This window comes from Silvimonas amylolytica (genome assembly GCF_014645555.1).
Taxonomy (GTDB): Bacteria; Pseudomonadota; Gammaproteobacteria; order Burkholderiales; family Chitinibacteraceae; genus Silvimonas; species Silvimonas amylolytica.
Genome location: NZ_BMLY01000008.1, coordinates 1 through 21,867, shown reverse-complemented (window position 1 = coordinate 21,867; position 21,867 = coordinate 1). Strand labels below are relative to the sequence as shown.

The window sequence follows — 21,867 nt, the reverse complement described above, 5'->3', positions numbered from 1 at the left end:
GATCCTGGAGGTCCTCGCATGAGCAGCCAGATCGAGGGAGTCGCGGTGCTGGGCAAGGATGCCGTTGCCGGCAAGGTGCGCTCCGGCCTGATCTGGTCGGCAATCCGCAATTGGGGAGGCCGGCTGGTTGGTTTTGTCATTTATTTCCAGCTGGTGCGCTTGCTGGAGCCAGCCTCTATTGGTGCCTTTGCCGCGGCTTTTGCTGTTTTTTCTTTCCTTGAACTGTTTGTTGATCAAGGCCTGGGCGATGCGATCGTGCAGCGGCCGAATGTGTCCCAGGGGCAACTCAACACGGTGTTTCTGGTTAACTTTTTGTTGTCCCTGGTGGTGGTGGGCTGCATCTGGTTGCTCGCACCGGTGATTGAACATGCGATGAACATTCCGGGGCTGATCTCCATTTTGCGGATTGGCAGCCTCTCCTTGTTGATCAATGCGCTGGGTTTTTGCCAACTGGCGTTGTTCCGGCGGGATTTTCAGTTCAAACGTCTGGCCATGCGCGGTCTGGTTTCGACCATTGCTGGCGGTGTGGTGGGTGTGGTGCTGGCGAGCCTTGGCTTTGGTGTCTGGGCGCTGGTCGCGCAATTGCTGGTGGCGGCGGTCACGAATCTGGCCATGTTGTGGTGGCGTTCGCGCTGGTATCCGTCCCGTGAACTGGACTTCAATGGTCTGGGGCAGATGAGCCGGTTCGGGCTCAATATTCTGGGTATCCGCGTGATCGAGTTCGGGGCCTACCGGGTGCTGGATCTGGCCGTGGGTTTCTGGATGGGCGTGGTTGCGCTGGGCATGTATTCCGTGGGCTCCAAGTTGTATTACATCTTTGCCCAGTTGCTGGCTTCCGTCTTGCTGGATGTCGCCATGCCGGCTTTTTCGCGGATTGCCGGAGATCGGGTTCGTTTACGTGAGGCGTATTACCAGTCGGTGTCCATGACGGTTTTCTTTGCCGTTCCGGTATGGATACTCGTGGCGGTGCTGGCACCGGAAATGTGTCACGTGGCGTTTGGCGCACGTTGGGCTGGCAGTGAAAACATTCTGTTTCCGCTGGCGCTGGTGGGTGCGGTGCAGTCGATCCAGTATTACGACAGCACCATTCTCAATGCTTGCGGCAAGCCATCGCACTCGCTGATGTTGTCATCGTTTAAAGCGGTGGCTGTGCTGATCAGCATCTGGTTCTCTCACCGGTATTCCCTGCAGGTGATCATTCAAGGCTACGTGCTGGCTCTGCTGGTTCCCATGCCGCTGAGCTTCTGGTTGACGCGTTCCGCCTTGGGCTTGTCATTGCCGGAGCTACTGAAACGGATCATGCCGTTTGCCTTGGCCGTGCTGGTGATGGCGGCAGGGGTGGCATTGCTCAAAGAGCCGTGCGCCAGCATGCCCGCCCTGATGGCGCTCGTGTTCAAAGGCTGCGCCGGTGTGGTGTTGTACATCGCCACCCTTTGGTTGTTTGCCCGTCAGCGCCTGCTGACCTTGCTGTCCACTGTGAGGAGCATGAAACGTGGCACGGCCTGATCTGGCACACCGACATGTTCTCTTTGGCTTGCTGGCGTTATTGCTGCTGCCGGGCCTTGCCCTGGCGGCAGAGGACGATCAAGCAGTGCGCGCGCGGATGGCTGAAGTCAAGGCAGGCAGCGGTCCGTACGCGCCAGCCCGTCAGGCGCAGGAAGACTGGAACCGTGCCCGTAATCTGATGGGCAGTGATCCAGCCTGGCAAGATTTCATCAACCAGCGCCGTTATGCGCTGAATGCCTGGATGAAAGATCAACACGATGATCCTGCTCAAGCTGTGGGCTGGGGCCATGACTATGTGGATCTGAACACCGGTGCCTGGTTAACCTGGACGCCATCGACACCGATGCCGGCGGCGACGGGCAGCAATCAAAAACAGATCGCGGCATGGGTCGCGCTGACGCGCATGTACAACCTTGATCGCATGCTGGATGCCGCGCGCTTTTACAAGATGAACGGGGACACCCGCTATCGCGACTGGGCTGCCGCCCAGATGGACTTCTACGCCCGTAACTACCAGAAGTTCCCGCTGCAAACCTGGAATGGCCAGTCGCGCATGTTTAGCCAGGCACTGGATGAATCCGTGCAGATGTTTGCACTGGTCGAGATCGTGCGGCTATTGCGCGGCGGTGTGGATCAATCGCGCATTACCGACTGGCAAAACAATCTGTTTGCGCCCATGGTGGATTTGCAACTGCAATCCCGCCGGCAGGTGCACAACATCTCTGTGTGGGAGTCCGCGGCAGTCACTGCGGCTGGCATGGAGTTTGGTAAACAAGACTGGATTGCGGCGGGTACGCAGGGTCCGTTGGGCTTGCGCGGGCTGCTGGATGCGGGCGTGTCACCGGATGACTTCTGGTTTGAGGGCACGCTGTCTTATCAAGAATATGTCGTCCAGGCTCTGGTCTCGGTATTGACGGCGGCCTCTTTGCGTAACCAGCTTGATGGGCTCAAAGATGTGCTCTGGCGCGCACAGAACCTGATGATTGCGCCAGCACAACTGACTTTCCGCCCCGGCGTAACCCCCGCCATGAACGATACGCAACCCAACCGGGCCAGCCCCAACCGGCCGCTGTGGTTGCAATCCTGGCGTGTCTTGCCGACCTGGATGGGGCTGGCGGATGCCGCAAAAACCAGGGACTGGAGCACACTCCTTGACGCGCCGCCTGCGGTCACGAAGCCCGAAGCGGCCCCGGCTGTTAAAACGGCCCATTTTCCGGGGCTGGATGCCATCCAGCTGGTCAATGGCCAATGGCATGCGCTGCTGGTTTATGGGCAGAAGTCCCGCTCGCATGCGCACCAGGAAGGCTTGAACCTGCAACTGCAATATGGCGACGACTGGATTTTGCGCTCGCCCGGGACGGTCGGTTACGGCTCACCGTTGCATGCGCGGTACTTCCGCCTTGGACCATCGCATAACGTGCCGCTGGAAGAGGGTGACGGGCAGCTGCCGTATCCCGCCGAAGGGCGTTTTGTCAGCCTGACGGACAGCGCCGCCGCTGCTGCGCAACCCGCCTGGCGCAAGGATGCTTCGGCCCAGCGCCAAGTGTCCATTCGCGGGGAGGAGCTCACCGATACGGTCGAGATCACCCGCCAGCAGCCTACGCAGGCGCGGCTAGGGATGACCTACAACACCAATTGCCAGGTGAAGGCCGATGCCGCAGCCAATGGTAGCGACGCCTTGCCGGCCTCTACGGCGTTTTCGTACTGGAAAAACACTGCTGTGTACAACGTGCAAGGCAGCTGGTCTGCGGTTTTGCAATGCGGTGCACACAGTTATCGGTTGAGTGTGTCCGGGCCGGTTTTGCAGCGCGTTTTCGTGGGGGCGGTGCCTGATTCCGTCAAGCCCTGGACGCGGACCGGTATCTATCTGGAAGGCAATGCGGCTACGGCGCGTTTTGTCACCCGTTTCAGTCCTTTGAATTGAAGCTAGTGAGACACGGTTCATGCGATTGACTTTTATTTGTGGCGAACTTCCATACCCACCCAATCATGGCGGCACCGCAGATATGTGGCGGCGGATTTGCGCGCTGAAAGAGGCCGGTGTGAAGGTGCGCATTGTGTGTTGGCATGAAGCCGCCGCAGATGACGCTGCACTGGTCAGCTATGTAGCCAAAGTGCGGGAAGTGGCCGAAAGCGTTGCGGTTTACCCCTTTCAGGAAAGTGGCAGCAGCAAAATCTGGCGATTGGCCAACTTGTTTTCATTGCCTTGGGGCGCTAGCGCGCGTGCTTTGTCGGGCAAGCATTTTGTGGCCTTGCTCGCTAATGAACGAGCCGCAGCGCCAGATGCGGTCTGGCTTGACGGTCTGTTTGGTGGCGATGTGGCCCTGAAGCTGGCCGATGCGTTGAAAACCCCGCTGTTCTACCGTTCACAAAATATTGAGCACCGTTATATCGGTTACCAACTGGCCAGCGCGAAGGGAACCAAGGCTCGTTTGCATTGGGGCCTGCGCAATCAGGGCATTCGTCAGTTCGAACTCAAGGTCATGCAAAGGGCGCAGGCATTTTTCGATATCTCGGTGGATGACCTGGCCTGGTGGCGGCAAGAGGGCCTTACCCACGGCTACTGGTTGCCGCCGCTGGTTGATACCGGCATGACCAGCGCGCTGAGTGCGCCGCTGACTGTTCCGGCGACTTACGACGTGGGTTATCTGGGCAATTTGTTCATGCCCAACAATGTCTTCGGAGTCAGCTGGTTTGTTCAGGAGGTCGTGCCCTTGCTGCTGCGGCAGCGTCCTGATGCACGCATCTTTATTGCCGGCAACCGTCCTTCAGAACAAATCCGTGCGTTGCTGGCCACTACACCGCACGTGGTGTTGATCGAAAGCCCGGCTGATGCGGTACCGGTACTGCGTGACGCGCGTGTGCTGATCAACCCGGTGTTTGCCGGTAGTGGCGTCAATGTGAAGTCGGTCGAAATGCTGTTTACCCCGGCTCACCTTGTCAGCACCCCCAAGGGGTTGGCGGGTTTGCCGCAAACAGTAGTGGACTGCTTCCAGGTGGCGGATCAACCGCAAGCCTTTGCTGAGGCCATTCTCAAAGCGTTGCAAGCGCCCTCTGCAGAAGGAGCGTCCAGCCAACGGCAACGGGCGCGGCAACTTTTTCTGCCAGGGCGCATTGCCGACATTCTGCCTGTTTTGCAGGCCGCGCCCAGTCTGCGTGAGCACCCGGGAGCACTGCGGGACACACCGCAGCCCCAGGAAACAGCGCAATGACAGATTTGTTTATTTCTGACCGGAGAGACTTGTAAAAATGTCAGCCCAGGTACCGACCGTCAGTATTGTGGTTCCCAGTTACAAACGCGCGCATCTGCTGGAACAGACGTTGCCGACTTATCTGCAAGAACATGTGATCGAACTGATTCTGGTCGATGACTGCTCGCCGGATAACACGCAAGAGGTCGTTGCCCGGCTCACGGCCAGCGACAGCCGTATCCGTTATGTGCGCCAGGATCATAACCAGGGCCAGATGGCCGCCAAGAATCGTGGCAAAGCGATGGCGCGTGGTCAGTACATCTATTTTGGTGATGATGACTCCGTGCTCCTGCCCGGATCCATCACGGCGTTGCTGGAAACCATGCAGAGCCACCCTGGCAGCGTGGTTGGTACTGCCTCTGTGTACATGAACCACAACGAAACCTCGGCCGTTGCCGCTGCGGCGCGTCGTCTTCGAGTGCAAACCCCGCTGGAAGTGGTGAATCTGCGCCATTTGCATTTTCGTTTTGATTGCGTGGCAGACCGCCTGCTTGACGTCGCGGTATGTCCGAACTGCTTCATGATCGAAGCCGGACAGGCACTCAAGCAAGACTTTGACAGCATCTACAAGGGCAATGCCTATCGCGAAGAAACCGACTTCATGTTGCGCATACGTGCCCAGGGCGTGCCCATGTGGCTGGACACACGTGCCGTGCAGGTCAATCTCCCGGTCAAGATGTCCACCGGCGGTTCACGCAAGGGGTTCTGGCGTACCGAGTACTTCGTAATGGCCAACTCTTTGCAGATGATCAAGCGTAACCGGCAGATCTTGCAGCAACTCGCTCCCGGCTTTTCTACGACAACGGCCATGACCGCCTTGCTGGGTGAACGCATTGGCGGCGTGATCCGGCGTAACCGTAACCGTGGCAGAAAACTCTGGAAGATGCTCAGCGCCAGCGCATGAGCATGCTCCCGAATCATTTTTTTATTTTAAAAAGAGGTACAGGAAAATGAAAATCAGCATCTTTGGTATGGGTTATGTGGGTGTGGTGGCTGCCGGGTGCCTGGCAAGTGAAGGCCACACAGTGATTGGTGTAGAACCTAACGCGGGCAAGGTAGAACTGATCAACAAGGGGGTGCCACCCATTGTTGAAAAAGACATCGCCGAAATGGTGGCTGCTGCCGTCAGCGCTGGCCATTTGCGTGGGACCACGGACGTGCACGCTGCCGTGTTGGCGACTGAAATGTCGTTCATCTGCGTGGGGACTCCCAGCCAGCTTAATGGTGCGCTGGATCTACGCTATGTCCGTCGGGTTTGCGAAGAAATTGGCCTCGCAATCAAAGAGAAAAGTGACTTTCACATTGTCGTGGCGCGCAGCACCATGCTGCCTGGCACCATGAAAGACGTGGTAATCCCGACGCTGGAACAGTATTCCGGCAAGAAAGCAGGCGTGGATTTTGGCGTGTGCAATAACCCTGAGTTTCTGCGCGAAGGCACGGCCGTGTGGGACTATCGCAATCCGCCCAAAACGGTCATTGGCGAAACAGATCGCAAGAGCGGCGACGCGCTGGCAGCCTTGTACGCTGACTTGAAAGCGCCGCTGATCCGTACCGATATCGAAACCGCAGAAATGGTGAAATACGTCGATAACGTGTGGCATGCGCTGAAGGTGTCGTTTGCCAACGAGATCGGCAATATCTGCAAGAGCCTGACCATTGACAGCCACCATGTCATGGACATTTTCTGCAAAGACACCAAGCTCAATCTATCGCCGTATTACCTCAAGCCAGGTTTTGCGTTTGGCGGCTCTTGCCTGCCCAAAGACGTGCGCGCACTGACCTACAAGGCCCGTAGCCTGGATCTGGATGTGCCCATCCTGAACGCCATTCTGCCCAGCAACGAACGCCAGATTGAACGCGGCTACAGCATGATTACGGCCAAGGGCAAACGCAAAATCGGCGTGCTGGGTTTCTCGTTCAAGGCGGGTACCGATGATCTGCGTGAAAGCCCGATTGTCGAAGTCATTGAACGCCTGATCGGCAAGGGCTATGACCTCAAACTGTATGACCGCAACGTCAACCTGGCTGCACTGACCGGCGCGAACCGGGACTACATCTTCAATATGATCCCGCATATCTCGCGCATCATGGAGCAATCTCTGGATGCCGTGCTCGACCATGCCGAAGTACTGGTGATCGGCAACAATGCTGCCGAATTCCAGGATGCCTTCACGCGTCTGCGCCCCAACCAGGAAATCATCGACTTTGTCCGCGTGATGGATCACAAGAGCGAGGAGGGCAAGTACGATGGCATCTGCTGGTAAAACTCGCAAGGTACTGATTATTGTAGAGAACCTGCCATCCCCGTTTGATCGTCGGGTGTGGCAGGAAGCCACCACGCTGCGCGATGCCGGGTATGAAGTCTCTATCATTTGCCCGACTGGCAAAGGCTATGAAAAGCATTTCGAGGTGGTAGAGGATATTTATATCTACCGCCACGAACTGCCGCTGGAGGCTGAAGGCGCCAAGGGCTATTTGCTGGAGTATTCCGCCGCGTTGTTCCATGAGTTCAGGCTGGCATTCAAAGTACTGTTCAGCCGTGGTTTTGATGCCATTCATGCTTGCAACCCGCCCGATCTGATTTTTCTGGTCGGCGGGTTTTTCAAGCTGTTCTTTGGCAAGAAGTTCTTGTTTGATCATCACGACATCAACCCGGAACTGTACGAAGCCAAATTTGGCAGGCGGGATTTTTTCTACAAGCTGATGGTGTTGTTTGAGCGCTGGACGTTCAAAACCGCCAGTGTGTCGATAGCCACCAACGAATCGTACAAACGCATTGCCATAGAACGCGGCGGTATGGACCCGGCCAAAGTGCATGTGGTGCGCAGCGGCCCCAAGCTTGATCGCCTGCGTACCGTTCCGCCGGTGCCTGCGCTCAAGAAAGGGCGGGATTTTCTGATCGGGTATGTTGGGGTGATGGGCAAGCAAGAGGGGATTGATTACCTGTTGCGTGCCATGGCCTACATCGTGAAAGAGAAGAAACGCACCGATATCCAGCTAGGGCTGGTGGGGGGCGGCACGTCGCTGGATGAAATGCAGGCTTATGCAGAGGAGCTGGGTATTGCTGATTACGTGACCTTTACCGGGCGCGTGCCGGACCAGCAATTGCTGGAAATGCTCAATACGGCAGATGTCTGCGTGAACCCGGATGTGGCCAATGAGATGAACGACAAGTCCACCATGAATAAAATCATGGAGTACATGGCGCTGGCCAAACCGATTGTGCAGTTTGATCTGACCGAGGGCCGTTTCTCGGCGCAAGACGCTTCTTTGTATGCCAAGCGTAACGACGAAGTGGACATGGCCGAGAAGATCCTCACCCTGCTGGCTGACCCGGCCTTGCGTAAAACCATGGGGGATTACGGCCAGCGGCGCGTGATGAATGAGCTGGAGTGGAAATACGAAGCCCCGAAACTTCTGGCGGCTTACGATGCCTTGTTTGCATCATCCCGGGATGCCGCGCAAATCAGCGCGCCGCAGCCCGCCAAAGAAGCTGCTCGCGGCGAGTAACGAGCCAGCCAGTGTGAAAAAAAGCCCGGGAGGTTCCGGGCTTTTTTATTGGATATGTGTGGTTGGAAACTGTGCTCCAATACCCGCACATAAAAAAACGGGCCCGCGACGGCATTCGCAGGCCCGTTTGTGTGTGTCACCCCGAAGGGCGAAACGTGACTTAAGCAGCGACTTCAGTGGTATCCACGCGAGCGGAGTCACCCAGCTTGCGGCGACGTGCACGTGCAGCAACCAGAGCCACCAGACCCAGACCCATCAGGGCATAGGTTTCTGGTTCCGGAACCGGAGTCAGCGTGCCCGAAATGCCATACTCACCCAGGGTGGAGCCGGACTTCAGTGTGCCAACAACTTCCAGTGTGTAGGTCACGCCTGGCAGGAAAATTGCCGGGAAGTCAGTACCAGGGTCACTCGGGGTGGTGCTCAGACCGCGTGTGCCCATCAAGGTGGTGCCATCCCACAGTTTCAGGGTGGCATCGGCGATGTTCAGGGCATTGACCAGGGCCAGCTGGCTGAACACAACGGCGGTAGCTTTGGAAGGGATATCGGTACCAAAGGTGATGAACTGGTCAAAAGACGGACCATTGACATAGTTCTGGATCACAAACTGTTCCGGCGGAGTAGCAATGCCGGCATCTGTGATGGTGGTCAGAATGTTGCCGTTGATATCAATGGTGCCACTCTGATACACCGTGAGGGCGAAGGCACCTTGAGCGGCCCCGATAAAGGCCAGACCTGCAACTAAAGTACGAAGTTTCATGACCCACTTCTCCTGATTCGTTGTTGCTTAGTGCTAAAAAGACCCGCGGCAGAACGGGTCCGGTTAGAGCCCGGAAAAACGTATGGTTAAAAGCGGTCTCAAGCAGTGGGCAACTTGCTTGTGACTGAATCCTCGGGATGCCCCCCCGTGGTCAGGCTCAGTGACATGTTTTGTTGGGTCTAATGCCGTGTCACCTTGCGATGTACTGACGAGTTCCTTGACTCATCGCATCAGGTCAAATTCTAACAAGTAAGTAAACTGCTTTCAAATACTATTTATTAAATTTAACTTAAATCGAAAGAGTTTGTAAGTTTGTAAAAACTGGAATGATATTTGCTGCGACGCAATATTTACAAACGCTAGATTTTTGACAAGAACTTTTTTAAAAAAAGTCTTTATAAATAATTAGTTTGTGTGATTTACTTGATGAATAGCATGATTTACAAACGTAAGAAACTCTAGTTTTCTTCCCTAAGTCTTACCAAATTTTGTAAGATTGTTGCTTTCCGGGAAATTGCCGTTTATCGGTTTTGAAAGACCAAAATTGTATTATTTTAGCCAAAAACCGTTTCGTGTAAGGTTTGTGTGAGAATGACAAAGAGCTGGAGCGTGTTTTGCCGGGTAATCGACAACTACGGCGATATCGGAGTTTGCTGGCGCCTGGCACGTCAGTTATGTGGCGAATACGGCCAGCAAGTCACCCTTTGGGTGGATGATCTGGTTGCATTTGGTCATATCGCGCGGGTAGTAGCTGATGCTGACGAACAGGTGCTGGAGGGCGTGCGCGTCTGCCATTGGCGTCCGGATGCCCGGCCGGCGGATACAAGCGACATCGTGATCGAGGCCTTTGGCTGCGAATTACCCGACAGTCAACAAGTGGCCATGCGTACTCGCACCACGGCGCCGGTTTGGCTGAACCTGGAATACCTGTCTGCTGAAGATTGGGTGGCCAGCTGCCATGGGCTGGCATCACCGCAAGGTGGTGGTCTGAACAAGTATTTCTTTTTTCCTGGCTTTGCTGCGGGTACCGGAGGCGTGCTGGCTGAGCGCTCGCAGCTGGCTGCCCGGGCAACCTGGCAAACCCGGGACCGCACCTCGTGGTTGGCTGGCTTGGGTGTCAAGCAGCCAGATGCACTCACGATCAGCTTGTTTGGTTACGAGAACGACGCCATCACAAGGTTGATTGAACAACTGTGCGGCAGCGGCGAACTCATCAATGTACTGGTGCCCGTGGGCCGGGTTTTGCCCCAGGTCGCCTCAGCCATCGGGCAGGGGGTGCTGACACCGGGTCAGCATGTGCAGAGAGATGCACTGAATATATATGTAGTGCCCATGCTGCCGCAGGCTGATTACGATCACATGCTGTGGAGTAGCGATCTGAATTTTGTGCGCGGTGAAGACAGCTTTGTACGAGCCCAGCATGCGATGCACCCGTTCGTGTGGCATATCTACCCGCAAGACGATGCCGCTCACGAAACCAAGTTGCTGGCATTCGTTGACCAATACACGCTGGGCTGGCCTGAAGAAGATGCGAAAGCGTTGCGGGCGTTCTGGCTGGCGTGGAATCGGGGTGATCTTGCGCCAGGTCAATGGGCAGCGTTGCGGGCTTTGCTGCCACAGTGGCAGTTGCGGGCACGCGCCTGGTCAGCGCATCTGGATAGCCTTGGCAATCTTGCCGGCAATCTGGTCAAATTTGCTAAAACCAAGTTAAAATAGCGGGTTAACAGATTTCAGTTTTATTTGCCGCCCGTTGTGAGTGCTGTAAAAAGCGCGCCGGGGCAGCATTCGCAAACCCCATCCTGCCTTAGGCAATCAGGAAACTTTCGCAATGAAGACCGCTCAGGAAGTCCGCTCTGGCAACGTGATCATGGTTGATGGTCAACCGCTCGTTGTACAGAAAACCGAATACAACAAGTCCGGCCGTAACTCGGCAGTTGTAAAGATGAAGATGAAGAACCTGCTGAACGACAGCCCGTCTGAAGCAGTGTACAAGGCCGACGACAAGTTCGACGTTGTTGTTCTGGACAAGAAAGATTGCACCTACTCGTACTTCGCTGACCCGATGTACGTGTTCATGGATACCGAATACAACCAGTACGAAGTCGAAGCCGAAAACGTCGGCGACGCTGCTGCGTTCATCGTTGACGGTATGGAAGAACACTGTGAAGTGACCTTCTACGAAGGCAAGGCGATTTCCGTTGAGCTGCCGACCACCATCGTGCGCGAAGTGGAATACACCGAACCTGCCGTCCGTGGCGACACGTCCGGCAAGGTGATGAAGCCTGCCAAGCTGAAGGGCTCCACGGTTGAGATCCCGGTTGCTGCTTTCGTTGAAATCGGCGACAAGATTGAAATCGATACCCGCACCTACGAATTCAAGCGTCGCGCCTGATCGTTGTTGCTGTATCAGAAAAAAACCCGCCAATGGCGGGTTTTTTTACGTCCTGATCTGGCCCGCTGTGGTCTGTTACGGTACGGCCCAGCCCAATGCGGTAATCACTGCGGCAAACTCTTCGGCCAGCGGGCAGTGCAGTGACAGTGTTTCTCCCGTGATCGGGTGGGAGAACTGCATATCGCTACACGCCAGAAACAGCCTGTTTACACCCAGTTCTTCGGCAAATTTGCGATTGTGGATGCCTTTGCCATAAGTGGCATCGCCGATGATGGGGTGGCTGATGTGTTTCATATGGCGGCGTAACTGATGACGCCGCCCTGTTACGGGCGCCAGAGCCATCAATGCATAGCGCGTGTGTGGATAACGATCAACCGTCCAGGGCTGCTCAGTGATCGCTAATCGTTCAAAGTGCGTGCACGCCGGCTGGATAGGGCCTTGTGGTGCGCCATTGCGGATTTCAGACTCATCGAGCTGTTTGGCGAGCGCGTGGTCTATGACGCCGGTTGCTGCGGGCCAGCCGCGCACAATGGCGTGGTATTTCTTTTCCACACTCTGCGCTTCAAATGCCATCGCCAGGGCGCGCCCACTTTCTGGCGTCAGCCCGAACAAGAGCAGGCCTGATGTCCCTTTATCCAGCCGGTGTGTCGGATAGACCCGTCGCCCCAGTTGGTCGCGCAATAACTGGACGGCGAAACGTGTTTCGTGCCGGTCCAGCATCGAGCGGTGTACCAGCAACCCGGCAGGCTTGTGGATGGCGACGAGATCTTCATCCTGATAAATGATCTGCAGCATGCCAGCCGTGTCAGTCGTGCCCAAACGCGCGTTCGCGCAGCGTCTTGAGCTGGTCGCGCAGCTGTGCGGCTTTTTCGAATTCGAGATTCTTCGCGGCTGTCATCATGTCTTTCTCCAGGCGCTTGAGTTCGCGTGCCAGGTCTTTCTCATCCATCTCGGCCACGACGCGTTGACGCTTGGCTTCCAGGCGCTCTGCCGCAGCTTCTTCGGCGTTGTAAACCCCGTCGATGATGTCCTTGATGCGCTTGGATACGGAGCGCGGCACGATGCCGTGTTCTTCGTTGAATGCCACCTGTTTGGCGCGACGACGTTCGGTTTCGTCGATGGCGCGCTTCATTGAGTCTGTGATCACGTCGGCATACAGAATCGCCGTGCCGTTCAGATTCCGTGCAGCACGACCAATGGTCTGGATCAATGAGCGCTCGCTGCGCAAGAAGCCTTCTTTGTCGGCATCCAAAATGGCCACGAGTGAAACCTCCGGAATATCCAGGCCTTCACGCAGCAGGTTGATCCCGATGAGCACGTCGAACACCCCCAGCCGCAAGTCACGCAGGATTTCCACGCGCTCGACCGTATCAATATCGGAGTGCAGGTAGCGCACTTTCACGCCGTGTTCGCCAAGGTACTCGGTCAGTTGTTCTGACATGCGCTTGGTCAGCGTGGTCACCAGTACGCGTTCGCCCACGGCAACGCGTTTGCCGATCTCGGACAAGAGATCATCTACCTGTGTGCCCACCGGGCGGATTTCCACGCGGGGGTCGACCAGACCCGTCGGACGCACAACTTGTTCTACGACCTGGCCCTGGTGTTCTTTTTCATAGTTGGCTGGCGTGGCGGAAACAAACACGGTCTGCGGCATCATGTGTTCGAATTCTTCGAACTTCAAAGGCCGGTTATCCAGCGCCGAAGGCAGCCGAAAACCGTAATCCACCAGGTTTTCCTTGCGCGAGCGGTCGCCCTTGTACATGGCGCCCACCTGGCCGACCAGCACGTGAGATTCATCCAGGAACATCAGGCAATCTTTGGGTAGGTAATCGATCAGTGTCGGCGGCGCTTCTCCGGCTTTCTTGCCAGAGAAATGGCGCGAGTAGTTCTCAATGCCCTTGCAAAAGCCCATCTCGTTGAGCATTTCCAGATCAAAGCGCGTGCGTTGTTCCAGCCGCTGCGCTTCGACCAGCTTGTTTTCACGGTGATAGAACGCCAGCCGGTCGCTCAGTTCGGCCTTGATGGTGTCCACTGCACGCAGCACGGTGGCACGCGGCGTGACGTAATGGCTGGCGGGGTAGACGGTGAAAATGCCCATGCGCTGTTTGATGTGGCCGGTCAGCGGATCGAACAGGTGGATGGTCTCCACCTCATCATCAAATAAGCTGATGCGTACGGCCAGTTCGGCGTTTTCTGCCGGGAAGATATCAATGACATCGCCCCGTACACGGAAATGCCCGCGGCTGAATTCCATTTCGTTGCGTTGATACTGCATGCCCGTCAGGCGTTTGATGATCTCACTCTGCGGGCGGGTTTCACCTTCTTTCAGGTGCAGGATCATCTGGTGGTATTCGGACGGATCGCCAATACCGTAAATGGCTGACACGGTGGCCACGATAATGCAGTCGCGCCGCTCCAGCATGGCTTTGGTGGCAGAAAGCCGCATCTGTTCAATGTGCTCGTTGATGGCCGAGTCTTTCTCAATAAACAGATCTTTGGAGGGGACGTACGCCTCGGGTTGGTAGTAATCGTAATAAGAGACGAAATACTCCACCGAGTTTTCCGGAAAGAACTCACGGAACTCGGAGTACAACTGGGCAGCCAGCGTTTTGTTGGGGGCCATGACAATGGCGGGACGGCCCGTCTGCGCGATCACGTTGGCCATGGTGTAAGTCTTGCCAGAACCCGTTACACCCAGCAAGGTCTGGTACTTGAGGCCGTCGTCCAGCCCATCGAGCAAGCTGGCAATGGCGGCAGGTTGATCACCGGCCGGAGGAAAGGGCTGGAACAACTTGTAAGGTGAACCGGGAAATTCAACAAACACGTGGCACTCCTTCGCGCGGGGCGGACCTGGGCCGATGACAAGCGCGTTATTCTACGCCCTTGTTGCACCAAATGAAACGATCGTTCTACGTTGGTTTCAAAGCAAGATGTGGCCGGATGTGGCTCAAAAAAAAGACCCCATGCGAACATGGGGTCATGATGGGCTGCCGAGGTCGGTCGACAGCAATACTCAGGCTGGCTGTTTACAGTGCGCTATGGCGCAACTGATCCAGAATGGCCGGGTTTTCCAGGGTCGACACATCCTGGGTAATCTCTTCGCCCTTGGCAATCACGCGCAGCAAGCGGCGCATGATCTTGCCGGAACGGGTCTTGGGCAGGTTATCGCCAAAACGGATTTCGTCCGGCTGGGCAATCTTGCCGATCTCATGGGCGACCCATTCACGCAGTTCCTTGGCGATGCGCCTGGCTTCTTCGCCTTCCGGGCGAGCTTGCTTGAGCACCACAAAAGCGACCACGGCTTCACCCTTGATTTCGTGCGGTTTGCCGACCACAGCAGCTTCTGCCACCAACGGGTTGGCAACGAGGGCGGATTCAATTTCCATGGTGCCCAGACGGTGGCCAGAGACATTCAACACATCGTCGATACGGCCCATGATCCAGATGTAGCCATTCTCGTCGAAGTGGGCTGAATCACCGGCCAGATACAGCTTGCCGTTGAATTCTTCCGGGAAATACGTTTTCTTGAAGCGCTCGGCGTCATTCCAGATGGTCCGGACCATGGACGGCCACGGGCGCTTGATGACCAGTGCACCGCCCTTGCCTGGGTCAACCGGCGCGCCGGCTTCATCGACGATGTCGGCCATGATGCCCGGGAGTGGCAGAGTGCAAGAACCTGGCTTGGTTGCTACTGCTCCGGGCAACGGGGCAATCATGTTGGCACCGGTCTCGGTTTGCCACCAGGTGTCGACGATCGGGCAGCGGCTGCCGCCAACGACTTCGTAATACCAGATCCACGCTTCGGGGTTGATCGGCTCACCCACCGTGCCCAGGATGCGCAGGCTTGAGAGATCATGCTGTTTGGGCAGATCAGCACCCAGTTTGATCAGCGAACGGATGGCCGTCGGCGCGGTGTAGAACGTGGTGACCTTGTGTTTGGCGATCATGCTCCAGAAACGGCCAGCATCCGGGTAGGTCGGCACGCCTTCAAATACCACTTGCGTGGCGCCAATGGCCAGCGGGCCGTAGCACACGTAGCTGTGGCCGGTAATCCAGCCTACGTCAGCGGTACACCAGTACACGTCGCCTTCGCGGTAATCGAACACCCACTTCATGGTGACCAGCGCGCCCAGCAGATAGCCCCCCGTCGTGTGTTGAATGCCTTTGGGTTTACCGGTTGAGCCAGAGGTATAAAGGATAAACAGCGGATCTTCTGCGTTCATCCATTCCGGCTCACACTGCGCCGGCTGACTCTGGGTCAGTTCATGCCACCACAGATCACGACCGGCCTTGAAGGCGACATTGTCATGATCGGCTCGGCGGTAAACGATCACGTTTTTGATCGACTCGCTGCCTTCCAGACCCAAGGCTTCATCCACCACGGCCTTCAGCGGTACCGGCTTGCCGCCACGCACGCCTTCATTGGCGGTGATGACCAGAGTGGCTGCGGCATCCTGAATGCGGTCACGCAGTGCGCCGGCAGAGAAGCCACCAAACACGACAGAATGGATCGCGCCGATGCGTGCGCATGACTGCATGGCGACGACGGCTTCGATGCTGTGCGGCATGTAGATGACAACGCGGTCACCCTTTTTGACGCCTTGTGCCTTGAGCGCATTGGCAAACTGGCATACCTGAGCGTGCAACTGGCGGTAGGTGATGTGTTTGGACGAACCGTCATCGGCCTCGAAGATGATGGCGGTTTTGTCGCCACGTGCATCCAGATGGCGATCCAGACAGTTGTAAGAGATATTCAACTCGCCGTCTTCAAACCATTTGAAGAATGGCGCATTGGTTTCATCCAGTACCTTGTTGAACGGTTTCTTCCAGGTCACCAGATCGCGTGCCAGTTCAGCCCAGAAACCTTCGTAGTCGTTATTGGCTTTCTCACACAGGGCGTTGTAGCCCTCCATGCCAGAAACATTGGCTTTGATGCGAAAGTCTTCAGACGGCGGGAACAGGCGGTTTTCCTGGAGGACAGAATCGATAGTGCTCATGAGTTTTCCTTTTTTGCACGCCAACGTAGGTAATTTTGTGTATGCCGACTGTAAACGGCACGCCGCAAGCAATCCAATCGTGTTTTTTTATGCGGAGAATCAGTTCCGCTGATAGTGCGGTGCAGCATCAGGATGGGTGTATCGATGGCGGGGAGGATGCATTTTGAGAATGCCATTCTGCTTGCGTCTGGCATATCACAAGCGCCCGGATTTACATGGATCGGTCTTGATCGGATTGCTAGATTTCGCGGTTTTTCAAGCAAAGGAAAAGGCGAAATCATGGCACGCAAAGCGTTGGGCGCCGAGTTTTTGGGGACGGCCATTCTGGTGTTACTGGGTTGTGGATCTGCAGTATTTGCGGGCGAGTTCATTGGTTACGCCGGGATCTCGCTGGCGTTTGGTCTGGCGATCGTCACTGTGGCGTATGGTTTTGGTCATCTGTCGGGTGCGCATGTGAATCCGGCGGTTACGCTGGGCGCCTGGGTGGCAGGTCGCATGCAACTGAGCCATGCAGCGGGTTACATCGTGGCGCAATGCCTTGGGGCACTCGCTGGGGCAGGGGTGATCTATTTGATCGCTTCCGGCATGGGGGCACATGCCGGGCAGTTTGGCCAGAACATGTTTGCCCCGGGCGCGCTGCAAGCCGCACTGGTGTTTGAGTTTGTGGCCACCTTCATTTTTGTGCTGATGATCCTGGGGACCACTTCACGGGTGGATAACGGTCTGGTGGCAGGTCTGGCCATCGGCCTGACATTGACGGCAATCCACCTGGTGGGGATTCCGCTGACTGGCACTTCGGTAAATCCGGCGCGTAGCCTGGGGCCAGCGTTGTTTGCCGGTGGCCAGGCGCTGGCGCAATTGTGGTTGTTTATTGCCGCGCCGGCTGTGGCAGGCGTTGCTGCGGGGATTGTCCATCGGCGGGTTCTGGGCCAGCACTGAGCCCGGCGTCTTGCCAATGAAAACGCCCCGCATTGCGGGGCGTTTTCGTTTCTTCTTCTTGTTTGCAGTGTCGTACCTTCTTTTGAGGTCTCGTGTACTCCATCCATCCCGTTGTTACGGTACTGCTTGCTTTCAGATGCTTAGTGGTTCGATGCACCTTCGGCGCCCACGCCTGTCATCGAGCGGACGAACTGGGCCGGGAAGGCGGCATGTTCGCGCTGGGCAGCGGCGCTGGTATCCAGTTTGGAAACCAGGTAGATCACGAAGAAAGCGAGTGGCATGGAGAAGATCGACGGGTTGTCATACGGGAAGATCGGGGCGGCATTGCCCAGAATCTTCACCCAGACCGTCGGACCAGTCACGATCATGGTGACGGCGCAGATCAGGCCGATCGAACCGCCAGTGACGGCACCACGGGTCGTCAGGCCACGCCAGAACATGGACATGAACAGCACCGGGAAATTGGCCGAGGCTGCCACCGAGAACGCCAGACCGACCATGAATGCCACGTTGGTTTTCTGGAAGGCGATCCCCAGCAAAATGGCGATCACACCGAGCGTCAGCGTGGCGTACTTGGAGACACGGATTTCCTTGGCTTCGTTGGTATGGCCACGGGCAAACACGTTGGCGTACAGATCGTGCGATACGGCAGATGCGCCAGACAGGGTCAAACCCGACACCACGGCCAGAATGGTGGCGAAGGCCACAGCCGAGATAAAGCCCTGGAACCAGTCACCGCCGACGGCGTTGGCAAGGTGAATGGCTGGCATATTGGCGCCACCAATCAGTTGCGTCACCGCTTTGCCTTTTTCCATCACGGTGGTGGTGTATTCCGGCTTGCCCATGACCAGCATGATTGCGCCAAAGCCGATGATGAAGGTCAGGATGTAGAAATACCCGATGAAACCGGTCGCAAAGAAGACAGATTTGCGTGCTTCTTTGGCGTCTTTCACCGTAAAGAAACGCATCAGGATGTGTGGCAGGCCAGCCGTGCCGAACATCAGGCCGACGCCCAGAGAGATGGTTTCAATCGGGGTCGTGCCGCCCGGTGCCATGATCGCTGCGCCCTTGGGGTGAGCCTTGATGGCTGCAGCAAACAGGTTATCGAGACTGAAGCCTGTCGCCGAGAGCACCATGAAGGCCATGAAGGTCGCACCGGCGAGCAACATGACTGCCTTGATGATCTGTACCCAGGTGGTAGCCAGCATGCCGCCAAAGGTTACGTACAGCACCATCAGTACGCCGACGATAACTACCGCATAGGAATACGGCAGGCCAAACAGCAACTGGATCAATGCCCCGGCGCCCACCATCTGGGCAATCAGGTACAAGGTCACGACCACCAGCGTACCCACGGCCGCAAACGTGCGGATCGGCGTTTGCTGCAGGCGGTAAGAGGCAACATCGGCAAAGGTGTATTTGCCCAGGTTACGCAGGCGTTCGGCCACCAGGAACGTAATCAGCGGCCAGCCGACAAGGAAGCCCAGGGAGTAGATCAAGCCGTCGTAACCCTTGGTGAACACCATGGCCGAAATACCCAGGAATGACGCGGCAGACATGTAGTCGCCTGCAATCGCCAACCCGTTTTGCAGACCGGTAATACCGCCGCCGGCCGCATAGAAGTCTTTGGCAGAACGGGTACGCCGCGCAGCCCAGTAGGTAATACCCAGGGTGAACGCGACAAAAATGACAAACATGATGATGGCGTGCCAATTGGTGGAACGCTGGGTGACCGGGCCTTCAATGGCACCGGCTGCCAGCGTTTGTACGCTGGCAGCAAGGGTCAGCGCAGCCAGACCCAGGCGGTTGACGATACCTGTTTTCATCGACGTGCATCCTCGACAAGTTGTTGATTGAGCTGATCAAACTCGTTATTGGCGCGGCGCACGTAAATACCGGTCAGTACAAAAGCCAGTACGATCAGTGCAAGGCCAAGCGGAATGCCTAGCGTCATGACCCCGCCTGCGGAAACGGGGGCGCCCAGTACGGCAGGCTCAAAGGCAATCATCAGGATCAGCCCGAAATAGGCCACCAGGATCACCAACGTCAACAACCAGCTCAAACTGCTTTTCTTCTGTACCAGTTCGTGAAACTTGGGATTGTCCTGGATTCTCTGAATCACCTGGTCATCCATGTTGCTCTCCTCTCATCGGTGCGGAATACCCTGCAATGGTGCATGAGCACGTTCTCCCGACGTGTTGGACTCATGCGTGCAAGGCCCACGGCTAATGTATGAGTAGCGCCAGGCATAAGCTAATTGCAAATTCTGATGTGCGAAATCAGGATTGCTTATGTTGCGTTGCACGAATCTTACGTAAAGTGGCGTAGTTGCTTGATTGCAACTACATGCCGCACAGCTTTGCGGCGTCCGCCAGCGATCTGCGCAATAATCGGGCATATGGAAATCTATCAACTGCGTACATTTGTTGCGGTTGCACAGCAGGGGCACCTGACGCAGGCGGCCGAGTTGTTGCATCTTTCCCAACCCGCGGTCACCGCGCAGATTAAAGCGCTAGAAGAAGAGCTGGGTATGTCGCTGTTTGAGCGCTACCCGGGCGGCGTGCAACTGACGGAAGCTGGCAAGGCGTTTTTGCCGGATGCAGAGCATATCCTGTCGGTTTCGCGTGACATGCTGTATCGCGCGAAATCCATGTCAGCCGAGCCGCGTGGCAAGATTCGTATCGGCACCGTGGGTGTGCCAGCGCGCTTGCGTATTGGTCCGTGGCTGGCTTTGCTGCGCCAACGCTGCCCGCTGATCACGGTGCAGACCACGCATGGCATTTCCGGCGTGATTCTCAATGACGTACGCAAGAAGATGCTCGATGGCGGCTTTTACTTTGGTCGCAACCCGTTTCAGAACGTCAACACGGTGCCACTGGCGGAGTTGGGGTTTTGCGTTGCCATGCCGGCGGCCATGGGGCATGAACATCATGAGTCTGACTGGAAAACCCTGGGCAAACTGCCCTGGTTGGGTTTGTCGCAATTCATGAGCCTGTGTGGCATTACCCAGGAGTTGTGGCGCACGCACAATATCGCACCCAAGCGGGTGGGAGAATTTGACGACGAAGGCACGTTGGTGGAGTTGGTGAAGGCGGGTCTGGGCATCTCGCTGCTGGCAGAGCGTACAGCGCGGCGGTTTGCGGCAGACGGGTCGATTGTGCTGTGGCGCGGTGGCGAGATTGCCATCTCTGCACCATTGCAGTTTTTGTATTCGGCAGAGCGGCAAAATGACCCCATGATTGCCATGCTGCTCGATACCCTGCGCGAGGTCTGGATGCCGGAATGAGCGCTGCTGGATGGCGCGACAAATAAAAAACCCGCTCAAGGAGCGGGTTTTTTATTTCCGGCACGGGACCAGGGAATCCGTTTGCCGTTGGAAAAGCCAACGACGCAGCTGAATTACTTCAGCTTGATTTCCTTGTAAATCACGTGCTTGCGAACAACCGGATCGTACTTCTTGATCTCGAGTTTTTCGGGAGTGGTGCGCTTGTTCTTGGTGGTCGTGTAGAAATGACCGGTACCGGCGCTGGATTCGAGCTTGATTTTTTCACGCATGATCGTTTACCTGGTTACAGTTCGCCGCGGGCGCGCAGGTCAGCCAGGACGGCATCAATGCCGTTCTTGTCGATGGTGCGCAGGGCAGCATTGGATACGCGCAGGCGCACCCAACGGTTTTCGCTTTCAACCCAGAAACGGCGAGATTGCAGGTTCGGGAGGAAACGACGCTTGGTTTTGTTGTTGGCGTGGGAAACATTGTTCCCGGTCATCGGACGCTTGCCGGTGACTTTGCATACACGTGCCATGGTTAGGATTCCCTGACTTCTGGAAAAAACACGATTTATATCACGACTTGGTCTATTTGTTCAAGCCAAATCAGCGGGCGACATATTCTACACGCGACAGGGCTGTGCTGTGTAAACAAGCAGTTAAGTCTTGTCGGTCCAGGCCAGATGCGTTGCCGCTTTGGCCCTTGGCGCCCGGTTTCGTGATGTCGGACGCGTATGCTAAAGCGGGAAGGCGCATTTGGGAATAGTTGCGAGAGCAAGTGTGGCTTGGCTGTTAAATATTTGTGACGAAATGCCGTTAATCCCACGTTTTACCCATGCTCGCCGTCCTGGTGTGATCAAACGCTTTTCAAATTGTCTTCGGGCACGGGCAGCGGATCACGCTCACCCAAAACAAAAAGCGCCAGGTTTCCCCGGCGCTTTTTGTCTGGCCAACCGCAGAAGGTCACTCCCCGGTGGCTGGCGCCAGTACCGTCCGGTTGCCGTTGCTTTCCATGGCGCTCACCAGACCTGCGTTTTCCATCTGCTCAATCAGGCGGGCTGCCCGGTTGTAGCCAATGCGCAGTTGCCGCTGGACGGAGGAGATGGAGGCACGACGGCTTTTGAGCACGAATGAGACGGCTTCGTCGTACAGCGGGTCGCTTTCCTCGCCACCGGCTTCGGCCCACGGTGCACCGCTGCTGCCAGCCGCCGCTTCAGCGTCCAGCCCGCCGTTCAGAATGCCTTCCAC

At 56.5% G+C, this 21,867-nt stretch carries 18 protein-coding genes and 1 pseudogene; 10 read left to right on the top strand and 9 right to left on the bottom strand.

The window, feature by feature from the left end; all coding sequences use genetic code 11:
• Window positions 1-18: 18 nt before the first annotated feature.
• From IEX44_RS18430 to IEX44_RS18405, 6 genes are read left to right on the top strand one after another with little or no spacing between them, the layout of a single operon-like run.
• Window positions 19-1,506, top strand: a complete 1,488-nt coding sequence (locus tag IEX44_RS18430) for a lipopolysaccharide biosynthesis protein (protein ID WP_188697614.1) — start codon at window positions 19-21, stop codon at window positions 1,504-1,506.
• Window positions 1,493-3,430 (top strand): heparinase II/III family protein, encoded by a 1,938-nt coding sequence (locus IEX44_RS18425; protein WP_188697612.1) that lies wholly within the window; start codon window positions 1,493-1,495, stop codon window positions 3,428-3,430. Before IEX44_RS18430 ends, IEX44_RS18425 begins: the two co-directional genes overlap by 14 nt.
• A gap of 19 nt (window positions 3,431-3,449) precedes the next feature.
• The gene (locus tag IEX44_RS18420; protein ID WP_188697609.1) at window positions 3,450-4,718 is read left to right on the top strand and encodes a glycosyltransferase; all 1,269 of its coding nucleotides are present in this window, start codon (window positions 3,450-3,452) and stop codon (window positions 4,716-4,718) included.
• Between the two features lie 37 nt (window positions 4,719-4,755).
• Complete coding sequence (locus IEX44_RS18415) at window positions 4,756-5,661, top strand: glycosyltransferase family 2 protein (RefSeq protein WP_188697606.1); 906 nt, start codon at window positions 4,756-4,758, stop codon at window positions 5,659-5,661.
• Window positions 5,662-5,707: 46 nt separating this feature from the next.
• Window positions 5,708-7,021 carry a nucleotide sugar dehydrogenase gene (locus IEX44_RS18410; RefSeq protein ID WP_188697604.1) on the top strand — a complete coding sequence of 438 codons (1,314 nt, stop codon included), beginning with the start codon at window positions 5,708-5,710 and terminating at the stop codon, window positions 7,019-7,021.
• Window positions 7,005-8,267, top strand: a complete 1,263-nt coding sequence (locus IEX44_RS18405; protein WP_188697600.1) for a glycosyltransferase family 4 protein — start codon at window positions 7,005-7,007, stop codon at window positions 8,265-8,267. Before IEX44_RS18410 ends, IEX44_RS18405 begins: the two co-directional genes overlap by 17 nt.
• Window positions 8,268-8,427: 160 nt before the next feature.
• Here the strand turns inward: IEX44_RS18405 and IEX44_RS18400 are convergent.
• Window positions 8,428-8,982, bottom strand: a pseudogene (locus IEX44_RS18400) (FxDxF family PEP-CTERM protein); the annotation flags it as partial.
• 633 nt (window positions 8,983-9,615) lie between these two features.
• Here IEX44_RS18400 and earP point away from each other — a divergent pair.
• Both earP and efp read left to right on the top strand, forming a co-directional pair.
• A complete protein-coding gene (earP, locus tag IEX44_RS18395; RefSeq protein ID WP_188697595.1) occupies window positions 9,616-10,740 on the top strand; it encodes an elongation factor P maturation arginine rhamnosyltransferase EarP in 1,125 nt (374 codons plus the stop codon).
• Between the two features lie 112 nt (window positions 10,741-10,852).
• Window positions 10,853-11,416: an elongation factor P gene (efp, locus tag IEX44_RS18390; protein WP_188697593.1), complete on the top strand. Its 564-nt coding sequence runs from the start codon at window positions 10,853-10,855 to the stop codon at window positions 11,414-11,416.
• Window positions 11,417-11,491: 75 nt separating this feature from the next.
• Here the strand turns inward: efp and IEX44_RS18385 are convergent, their stop codons facing one another.
• From IEX44_RS18385 to acs, 3 genes are all read right to left on the bottom strand, one after another.
• Window positions 11,492-12,211: a pseudouridine synthase gene (locus IEX44_RS18385; RefSeq protein WP_188697591.1), complete on the bottom strand. Its 720-nt coding sequence runs from the start codon at window positions 12,209-12,211 to the stop codon at window positions 11,492-11,494.
• A 10-nt stretch (window positions 12,212-12,221) separates the two neighbouring features.
• Complete coding sequence (gene uvrB, locus IEX44_RS18380) at window positions 12,222-14,240, bottom strand: excinuclease ABC subunit UvrB (protein ID WP_188697588.1); 2,019 nt, start codon at window positions 14,238-14,240, stop codon at window positions 12,222-12,224.
• 202 nt (window positions 14,241-14,442) lie between these two features.
• Window positions 14,443-16,413 (bottom strand): acetate--CoA ligase, encoded by a 1,971-nt coding sequence (gene acs / locus IEX44_RS18375; RefSeq protein ID WP_188697585.1) that lies wholly within the window; start codon window positions 16,411-16,413, stop codon window positions 14,443-14,445.
• A 279-nt stretch (window positions 16,414-16,692) separates the two neighbouring features.
• Here acs and IEX44_RS18370 point away from each other — a divergent pair, with 279 nt between their 5' ends.
• Window positions 16,693-17,352 (top strand): aquaporin, encoded by a 660-nt coding sequence (locus tag IEX44_RS18370; RefSeq protein WP_188697582.1) that lies wholly within the window; start codon window positions 16,693-16,695, stop codon window positions 17,350-17,352.
• A gap of 140 nt (window positions 17,353-17,492) precedes the next feature.
• Here the strand turns inward: IEX44_RS18370 and IEX44_RS18365 are convergent, their stop codons facing one another.
• A complete protein-coding gene (locus IEX44_RS18365) occupies window positions 17,493-19,178 on the bottom strand; it encodes a cation acetate symporter (protein WP_188697579.1) in 1,686 nt (561 codons plus the stop codon).
• On the bottom strand, window positions 19,175-19,486 hold the full coding sequence (locus tag IEX44_RS18360) for a DUF485 domain-containing protein (RefSeq protein ID WP_188697575.1): 312 nt from the start codon (window positions 19,484-19,486) through the stop codon (window positions 19,175-19,177). Before IEX44_RS18360 ends, IEX44_RS18365 begins: the two co-directional genes overlap by 4 nt.
• 264 nt (window positions 19,487-19,750) lie before the next feature.
• Between IEX44_RS18360 and IEX44_RS18355 the strand changes: the two genes are divergently transcribed.
• A complete protein-coding gene (locus IEX44_RS18355) occupies window positions 19,751-20,638 on the top strand; it encodes a LysR family transcriptional regulator (RefSeq protein ID WP_188697572.1) in 888 nt (295 codons plus the stop codon).
• 113 nt (window positions 20,639-20,751) lie between these two features.
• Here IEX44_RS18355 and rpmG read toward each other — a convergent pair whose 3' ends face one another.
• The 3 genes from rpmG to IEX44_RS18340 all read right to left on the bottom strand — a co-directional run.
• A complete protein-coding gene (gene rpmG, locus IEX44_RS18350; RefSeq protein WP_184099169.1) occupies window positions 20,752-20,907 on the bottom strand; it encodes a 50S ribosomal protein L33 in 156 nt (51 codons plus the stop codon).
• A gap of 14 nt (window positions 20,908-20,921) precedes the next feature.
• Window positions 20,922-21,155: a 50S ribosomal protein L28 gene (gene rpmB, locus IEX44_RS18345; RefSeq protein WP_184099167.1), complete on the bottom strand. Its 234-nt coding sequence runs from the start codon at window positions 21,153-21,155 to the stop codon at window positions 20,922-20,924.
• A gap of 427 nt (window positions 21,156-21,582) precedes the next feature.
• The coding region (locus tag IEX44_RS18340) for a DNA translocase FtsK (protein ID WP_308423813.1) at window positions 21,583-21,867 on the bottom strand (285 nt) is incomplete at its 5' end.

Bases quoted from the DNA above. Each gene is read 5' to 3' on its own strand.
- acs (WP_188697585.1), bottom strand. From the start codon at position 16,413: ATGAGCACTATCGATTCTGTCCTCCAGGAAAACCGCCTGTTCCCGCCG.
- IEX44_RS18385 (WP_188697591.1), bottom strand. From the start codon at position 12,211: ATGCTGCAGATCATTTATCAGGATGAAGATCTCGTCGCCATCCACAAG.
- IEX44_RS18365 (WP_188697579.1), bottom strand. From the start codon at position 19,178: ATGAAAACAGGTATCGTCAACCGCCTGGGTCTGGCTGCGCTGACCCTT.
- IEX44_RS18415 (WP_188697606.1), top strand. From the start codon at position 4,756: ATGTCAGCCCAGGTACCGACCGTCAGTATTGTGGTTCCCAGTTACAAA.
- earP (WP_188697595.1), top strand. From the start codon at position 9,616: ATGACAAAGAGCTGGAGCGTGTTTTGCCGGGTAATCGACAACTACGGC.
- IEX44_RS18410 (WP_188697604.1), top strand. From the start codon at position 5,708: ATGAAAATCAGCATCTTTGGTATGGGTTATGTGGGTGTGGTGGCTGCC.
- IEX44_RS18405 (WP_188697600.1), top strand. From the start codon at position 7,005: ATGGCATCTGCTGGTAAAACTCGCAAGGTACTGATTATTGTAGAGAAC.
- rpmB (WP_184099167.1), bottom strand. From the start codon at position 21,155: ATGGCACGTGTATGCAAAGTCACCGGCAAGCGTCCGATGACCGGGAAC.
- IEX44_RS18360 (WP_188697575.1), bottom strand. From the start codon at position 19,486: ATGGATGACCAGGTGATTCAGAGAATCCAGGACAATCCCAAGTTTCAC.
- IEX44_RS18355 (WP_188697572.1), top strand. From the start codon at position 19,751: ATGGAAATCTATCAACTGCGTACATTTGTTGCGGTTGCACAGCAGGGG.
- IEX44_RS18420 (WP_188697609.1), top strand. From the start codon at position 3,450: ATGCGATTGACTTTTATTTGTGGCGAACTTCCATACCCACCCAATCAT.
- IEX44_RS18430 (WP_188697614.1), top strand. From the start codon at position 19: ATGAGCAGCCAGATCGAGGGAGTCGCGGTGCTGGGCAAGGATGCCGTT.
- efp (WP_188697593.1), top strand. From the start codon at position 10,853: ATGAAGACCGCTCAGGAAGTCCGCTCTGGCAACGTGATCATGGTTGAT.
- rpmG (WP_184099169.1), bottom strand. From the start codon at position 20,907: ATGCGTGAAAAAATCAAGCTCGAATCCAGCGCCGGTACCGGTCATTTC.
- IEX44_RS18370 (WP_188697582.1), top strand. From the start codon at position 16,693: ATGGCACGCAAAGCGTTGGGCGCCGAGTTTTTGGGGACGGCCATTCTG.